Source organism: Paracidovorax anthurii (assembly GCF_003269065.1).
GTDB lineage: Bacteria > Pseudomonadota > Gammaproteobacteria > Burkholderiales > Burkholderiaceae_C > Paracidovorax > Paracidovorax anthurii.
Genome location: NZ_QLTA01000040.1, coordinates 44,904 through 50,903, shown reverse-complemented (window position 1 = coordinate 50,903; position 6,000 = coordinate 44,904). Strand labels below are relative to the sequence as shown.

Genomic DNA, 6,000 nt, shown 5'->3' with positions numbered 1-6,000 from the left:
CACTGGGTACGGGCAGATCGTTGTCGCCCAGACTCAAGGACAGCTGCTGCACCACCTGCCACATCGGCAGTTGCCGATATAGCGACAAGCCGATGACCAGCCAGATGGCGTGCTCGGCTGGAAGCTTGCGCCTGCGGATGCTGGCCTTGCCGCTGGCGGCAAGGGCTTGGGTGATCCACTCGTTGTCGATCAACTGCGCCAACTCTCCCAGGCTATCGTTGGGGGCTTGTTGCAGGGTTTGGGTCAGGGTGTTTTCGAGCAGGCGCAAAGCAAAAAGGGAACGTGTTGCACACGTTCCCTTTTTAGCTCCCATCAGACTTCCAAGGGCTTATCTGACTGGCATTAGCCCGCCAGGGTGCATTCCTGGCGGGCTTTTTTTCGCGGTGACGGCCCGCCGGGCGGCGGGTGCTGCCGCCGCGGGAGGGGCTCAATGGTCGCCGCTGACGATGTCATGCGAGCGCGCGGCCGCGACGGCCTCGGCGCGCACCTGGTCACGGGCCACGGCTGGAGCGCGGCTGGACTGGCCGGAGAGCGCCAGCGGAGCAGGTACGTCGCTCCAGTCGCCGCTGTTGGGCAGGGTGCCGTTCTTGCGGGCGGCCACCAGGTCGGCGATCACGGCTTCGCGCGTCAGCGTGCTGGGGGCGCTGGCCGTGGCGGGATAGCCGGAGCCGTCGCCATCCGTGCGGGTATCCGCCTGGGCGGCGAAGGCGCTCAGGGAGAAGAGGGTGGCGGCGGCCAGGGCGAGGGGTTTGCGGTTCATGGTGTGTCCTTTCGGTCTGTCGTTCCGGAGCGTTGGGGAATGTCCGGGCAAGGCCGGCTTGCGTCCCTGGGGGTGCCGGTCTTGTCCTGCCTCGGTGAGCCCAACGAATCGCTCATCGATGGATGCGACTGTACGCAGGGTTAACCCCGAGAAAAACCATGGCGCTGGCAATGATTCATTCACGAAAATGAAATAATCAGGTTTCACTCCCCCACCTTCATTGCCGTCATGGATAGATTGCTGACCATGCGCGTCTTCCAGGCCGTGGCCGACGAAGGCGGGTTCGCGGTCGCCGCCCGAGCGCTCGACCTCTCGGCCGCCGCCGTCACCCGGCTGGTGGCCGACCTGGAGGCCCACGTGGGCGCGCGGCTGCTGCAGCGCACCACGCGGCGGGTGTCGCTGACCGAAGCGGGGGAGGCGTATCTGCTGCGGGTGCGCAGCATCCTGGCGGACGTGGACGAGGCATTCGCCGTGGCCCAGGCGCACACGTCCGAGATCGCGGGGGTGCTGCGGCTGCTGGCCCCGCCCGCGCTCGCGGTGCACATCCTGGCGCCGCTGGTGGCGGGCTTCCGGCAGGCCCATCCGCGCGTGACGCTGGAGATCCACGTCGATTCCTCGATCGATCCCCCGATCGGCGACTACGACGTGACCCTGCTCGGCGCCGACGAACGGTTCAATGCCAACATCATCGCGCGGCCCATCCTCTCCTTCGACGGCGTCATGTGCGCATCGCCCGAATACTTGCGGGTGCACGGCGTGCCGCAGGTGCCCGAGGACCTGGCGCGCCACCAGTGCCTGCTGTGGCGCCACTCCGAGGTGCGGCCCGGCGTGGTGCGCCTGATCGAACCCGGCGAGGGCGGGCGGGTGGTGGAGGTGGCGGTACAGCCCGTGTGCGTGGCCAACCATACCGACACGCTGCTGCGCGCCACGCTCGATGGGGCAGGCATCAGCCCGCAGCCGCTGGAGCTGGCCGCGCCGCACCTGCGCAGCGGCCGCCTCGTGCGCGTGCTGGCCCCGTGGACGACCGGGCGCTTCACGCTCTATGCCGCCTTGCCGAGCCGCAAGTTCATGCCCGCGCGCACGCGGGCGTTCCTGGATTTCATGGGCCAGCGCACGCGGCGCTCCATCGAAGAGGCGATGCAGACGCCGCCAGCCTCCCCGGATTGAGACGGGCGCGCGTCCAGCCGGTCAGGGCGCTGCCGGCGGGGCGGGGGCCAGGAAGCTGTTCTGCCGCCAGCCCTCGTACACCGTTACCGCGACGGCATTGGAGAGATTCAGGCTGCGCTGGCCCGGCAGCATGGGCAGGCGCAGGCGCTGCGTGGGCGGGAAGGTGTCGCGCAACTCGGGCGGAAGCCCCCGGCTCTCGGCGCCGAACACGAACCAGTCTCCGGGCACGAAAGTGGTTTCGTACACCGTCTGCAGCCCGTGCGTGGTCATCGCGAAGATGCGTTCGGGATCGGGTTGCGCGTCGCGCAGGAAGGCGGTCCAGCCCGCATGCTGCACGACCTCCGCGTACTCGTGGTAGTCGAGCCCGGCGCGTTTCATGAGCTTGTCTTCCATCGAGAAGCCCAGCGGCTCCACGAGGTGGAGGGTGCAGCCCGTATTGGCCGCCAGCCGGATGATGTTGCCGGTGTTGGGCGGGATCTCCGGCTCGACGAGGACGATGTGGAACATGAGAACTATTGTGTGTTGCGCCGCCGCGGTGGAATGCGGGGTGGCTCCCCAGTTCGTAAACGGAAGTTACGAAGCGTGGCGATGATCGCACCAAATATTCATTCCGTGCCCGTGCGGGCCAGTGCGATCGCGCCCACCCCGGCGGCGCCGGCTTCGCGCAGCACGGTGGCGGCCGCATGCAGGGTGGCCCCGGTGGTCATCACATCGTCCACGAGCACGATCCGCCGGCCGGCCACGCGGCCGATGCGGGCGGGCTCCACCGCGAACGCGCCCCGCAGATTGCGCAGGCGTTCGGCGCGCGGCAGGCTGCTTTGCGCCGCGCCGGCCCGCAGGCGCAGCAGGGTGCGCGGGTCCGCCGCGGCGGGCGCCAGGGCGCGCGCCAGCAGGGCCGACTGGTTGAACCCGCGCTCGCGCATGCGCTGCGGCGCCAGGGGGATGGGCATGACGGCATCGGCCGCGTCGAGCAGCGGCTCCGCCCCGGGGGCGCTGCGCAGCAACAGGGCCAGCGCGCCGGCCCAGCCGGGGTCGCCGTGGAACTTGAACTCGGACAGGATGCCCGACCAGGGGTAGCCATAGTCCACGGCGGCGATGCAGGCATCGAGCGCGGGCGGATGCTTCAGGCACTGGCCGCATTGGCGCACGTCGCCGGGGACCGGCAGCGCGCAGGTGGCACAGCGGGCGCGCGGCTGCGCGAACCGCGCCGCGCAGGCATCGCACACGCGCCGCGCCGGCCACGCGCGGCAGACGGCGCACTGGCTGGGCACGGCCCGGGCGGTGGAGGCGAGCCAGCCCGATATCCCCGAGATCCACGGTTTCCACATCGGCTCAATATACTGCGCGACCTGTTTCCCGTCGCCCCGATGCCAGAGCCTTCCGACCACCAGCGCCCCCCCACGATCGATCCGGCCGCCGCCGCGCGCTGGCATGGGGCCGCGTCTGCCGCGTCTCCCTGGCTGCACGAGGAGGTGGCCCGCCGCATGGAGGACCGATTGCAGTGGATCCGCGAGGCCCCGGCCGCGTGGGCGGACTGGGACCCGGTGCGCGGTGGCCTGCAGGGCCACGCGCTGGTGGCGCAGCGCTATCCGGGCGCGGCCTGCTGGATCGCCGAGACCGCGCCCCGGCGCGAGCCCGTGGCGCGCAGGGCTTTGGAGCGGCCCTGGTGGAGCCCGGGGCGGTGGTCCGCCGGCGCCCCCCGCTTCGGCGTGCCGCCCGACGCGGGCGTGCAGATGCTCTGGGCGAACATGGCCCTGCACGCGGCGGCCGATCCGCAGGCGCTCATCGGCCGCTGGCACCGGGCCCTGTCGGTGGACGGCTATCTGATGTTCTCCTGCCTGGGGCCCGACACCGTGCGCGAACTCCATGGCCTGTATGCCGAACTGGGCTGGCCCCCGGCCGGCCATTCCATGACCGACATGCACGATTGGGGCGACATGCTGGTCCAGGCAGGCTTCGCGGAGCCCGTGATGGACATGGAGCACATCACCCTCACGTTCGCCACGCCGCAGCGGCTGCTGCAGGAGCTGCGCGATCTGGGGCGCAACCTGCACCCCGGGCGCTTCCCCGCGCTGCGGGGCCGCCGCTGGCGGCAGCGGCTGGAGCAGGCGCTGGGCGAGCGCCTCGCGAGCCCGCGGGATGGCGGCCCGTTGGCGCTGACGTTCGAGATCATCTACGGGCATGCCTTCAAGCCCGCGCCGCGCATGAAGGTGAGCGAGAGCAGCGCCGTGTCCCTGCAGGACATGCGCGCGATGCTGCAGCAGGGGCGGCCGGCCGGGCGCCAGCCATAACGCGGCGTTGTTGCGGAGTAGGTGCGACGCTGATGCGGTGTTGACGGGGCGCGGCGGGGTTTTCCCTCGGCCGCGCGGCGCGGGGGCGGATTCACCGCACGATACAATTTCAGGCCATGCGCCACGCCGACGCATGGCATGGCGGATGCCGTTTTCCCTGCTGTCCGCCGGTCCAAGGGCGCTGCGGCAGGCCTGCTCCGCCGAGCCCGACGATGCGGCCCGATGCCCTTGCGGCGCGGGCCTGTCGCCGCCCTGTCGCTCCCCCGCCTCCCTCCGTCTCATGGTTTGTACGGGGCCGGGCCGCAGATGGCGCCGCGGCTATTGCAATCGCGCCACGGGGACGGCATGCTGCGCGATGCAGGGCCTGCCTTCCGCGCGGCGGCGGGGCCGGCGAGAGGACAGGAGACACCCGCGCGGCGCTGCCGGTGCCGCGCATTCGATGACACCGGGTTCATGCGGAATCCGGAGCGCGCGGCCACGAGACCGCCGCGCCCCGGCTGTTGGAATCCGCATGGCCCTGGGCCGCGCCCGACCCCACGCGGGCGCGCCCGGGGAAAAGGTTGACTGAGGCTGAGAAGTGAGAACCATGAAGAAAAGCATTTCCAACAAGCTGGCTTCTTTGCTGCTGCCGTGCGCTGCATGGGTGGGCACCGTCGCGCATGCCGTGCAGGATCTTCCGGGCGGCCCGGCCGTCAATCAGCTCAATCTCGCGCCCCCCGTCACGCGCATCGCCGAGGAGCAGCACTTCCTGCACTGGATGATGCTCATCATCTGCACGCTGATCTTCGTCGCCGTGTTCGCGGTGATGTTCTATTCGATCTGGAAGCACCGCAAGTCCAAGGGCGCCAAGCCCGCCAACTTCCACGAGTCGGTTACGGTCGAGGTGGTCTGGACCATCGTGCCGTTCATCATCGTGATCCTCATGGCGCTGCCGGCCACCAAGGTGCTCGTGGCCCAGAAGGACACCACCAACGCCGACCTCACGGTGAAGGTCACGGGCTACCAGTGGAAGTGGGGCTACGACTACATCAATGGCGAGGGGCAGGGGCTGGCCTACATCTCCACCCTCGACAGCAGCCACCGGCGGCTTTCCGACAGCGGTAAGGTCGCCAATGCGCCCCCCGACTACCTGCTGAAGGTGGACAACCCCCTCGTCGTGCCCGTGGGCAAGAAGGTGCGGGTGATCACCACCGCCAACGACGTCATCCACTCCTTCATGGTGCCGGCCTTCGGCATCAAGCAGGACGCGATCCCCGGCTTCGTGCGCGACACCTGGTTCCGCGCCGATAAGGTGGGCGACTACTACGGCCAGTGCGCCGAGCTGTGCGGCAAGGAGCATGCCTACATGCCCATCCACGTGAAGGTGCTCTCCGCCGCCGACTACACGCAATGGGTGGCCGAAGAGAAGAAGAAGGCCGCGGCGAAGGCCGACGATCCCAACAAGGTCTGGACCCTGCCCGACATCCTGGCGCGCGGCGAGAAGGTCTATGCCGCCAACTGCGCCGCCTGCCACCAGGCCAGCGGCAAGGGCGCGGGGCCGATCAAGCCGCTGGACGGCTCGGCCATCGTCAAGGACGAAGACCACGCCAAGCAGATCCACATCGTGCTCAAGGGCGCCGCCAACGGCGCCATGCCCTCCTGGGCGCAACTGAGCGACACCGACCTCGCTGCCGTGGTGAGCTACACGAAGAACGCCTGGTCCAACAAGACCGGCCAGATCGTCCAGCCCTCGGAAATCGTGGCCCAGCGCGGCAAGTGAGCGGCACATCCGTTCCAGGCACA

7 protein-coding genes are annotated in these 6,000 nt (G+C 69.7%); 3 read left to right on the top strand and 4 right to left on the bottom strand.

The annotated features are described in order from the left end of the window. Positions 1–268, bottom strand: a 268-nt coding sequence (locus tag AX018_RS26015) for a transposase domain-containing protein (RefSeq protein ID WP_211322470.1), incomplete at its 3' end; no start/stop codon positions are given. 159 nt (positions 269–427) lie between these two features. Beyond that, positions 428–760 carry a DUF4148 domain-containing protein gene (locus tag AX018_RS17605; protein WP_111879877.1) on the bottom strand — a complete coding sequence of 111 codons (333 nt, stop codon included), beginning with the start codon at positions 758–760 and terminating at the stop codon, positions 428–430. A 228-nt stretch (positions 761–988) separates the two neighbouring features. Between AX018_RS17605 and AX018_RS17600 the strand changes: the two genes are divergently transcribed. Next, positions 989–1,927 (top strand): LysR family transcriptional regulator, encoded by a 939-nt coding sequence (locus AX018_RS17600; protein WP_111879874.1) that lies wholly within the window; start codon positions 989–991, stop codon positions 1,925–1,927. Positions 1,928–1,948: 21 nt separating this feature from the next. Here the strand turns inward: AX018_RS17600 and AX018_RS17595 are convergent, their stop codons facing one another. Further along, positions 1,949–2,434 (bottom strand): tRNA (cytidine(34)-2'-O)-methyltransferase, encoded by a 486-nt coding sequence (locus tag AX018_RS17595; RefSeq protein ID WP_111879871.1) that lies wholly within the window; start codon positions 2,432–2,434, stop codon positions 1,949–1,951. A gap of 98 nt (positions 2,435–2,532) precedes the next feature. Beyond that, positions 2,533–3,255, bottom strand: a complete 723-nt coding sequence (locus AX018_RS17590; protein WP_111879869.1) for a ComF family protein — start codon at positions 3,253–3,255, stop codon at positions 2,533–2,535. Between the two features lie 39 nt (positions 3,256–3,294). Here AX018_RS17590 and AX018_RS17585 point away from each other — a divergent pair, with 39 nt between their 5' ends. Further along, positions 3,295–4,218: a malonyl-ACP O-methyltransferase BioC gene (locus tag AX018_RS17585; RefSeq protein WP_111879866.1), complete on the top strand. Its 924-nt coding sequence runs from the start codon at positions 3,295–3,297 to the stop codon at positions 4,216–4,218. 586 nt (positions 4,219–4,804) lie between these two features. Then, positions 4,805–5,977, top strand: a complete 1,173-nt coding sequence (coxB, locus tag AX018_RS17580; protein WP_111879864.1) for a cytochrome c oxidase subunit II — start codon at positions 4,805–4,807, stop codon at positions 5,975–5,977. Positions 5,978–6,000: the final 23 nt, after the last annotated feature.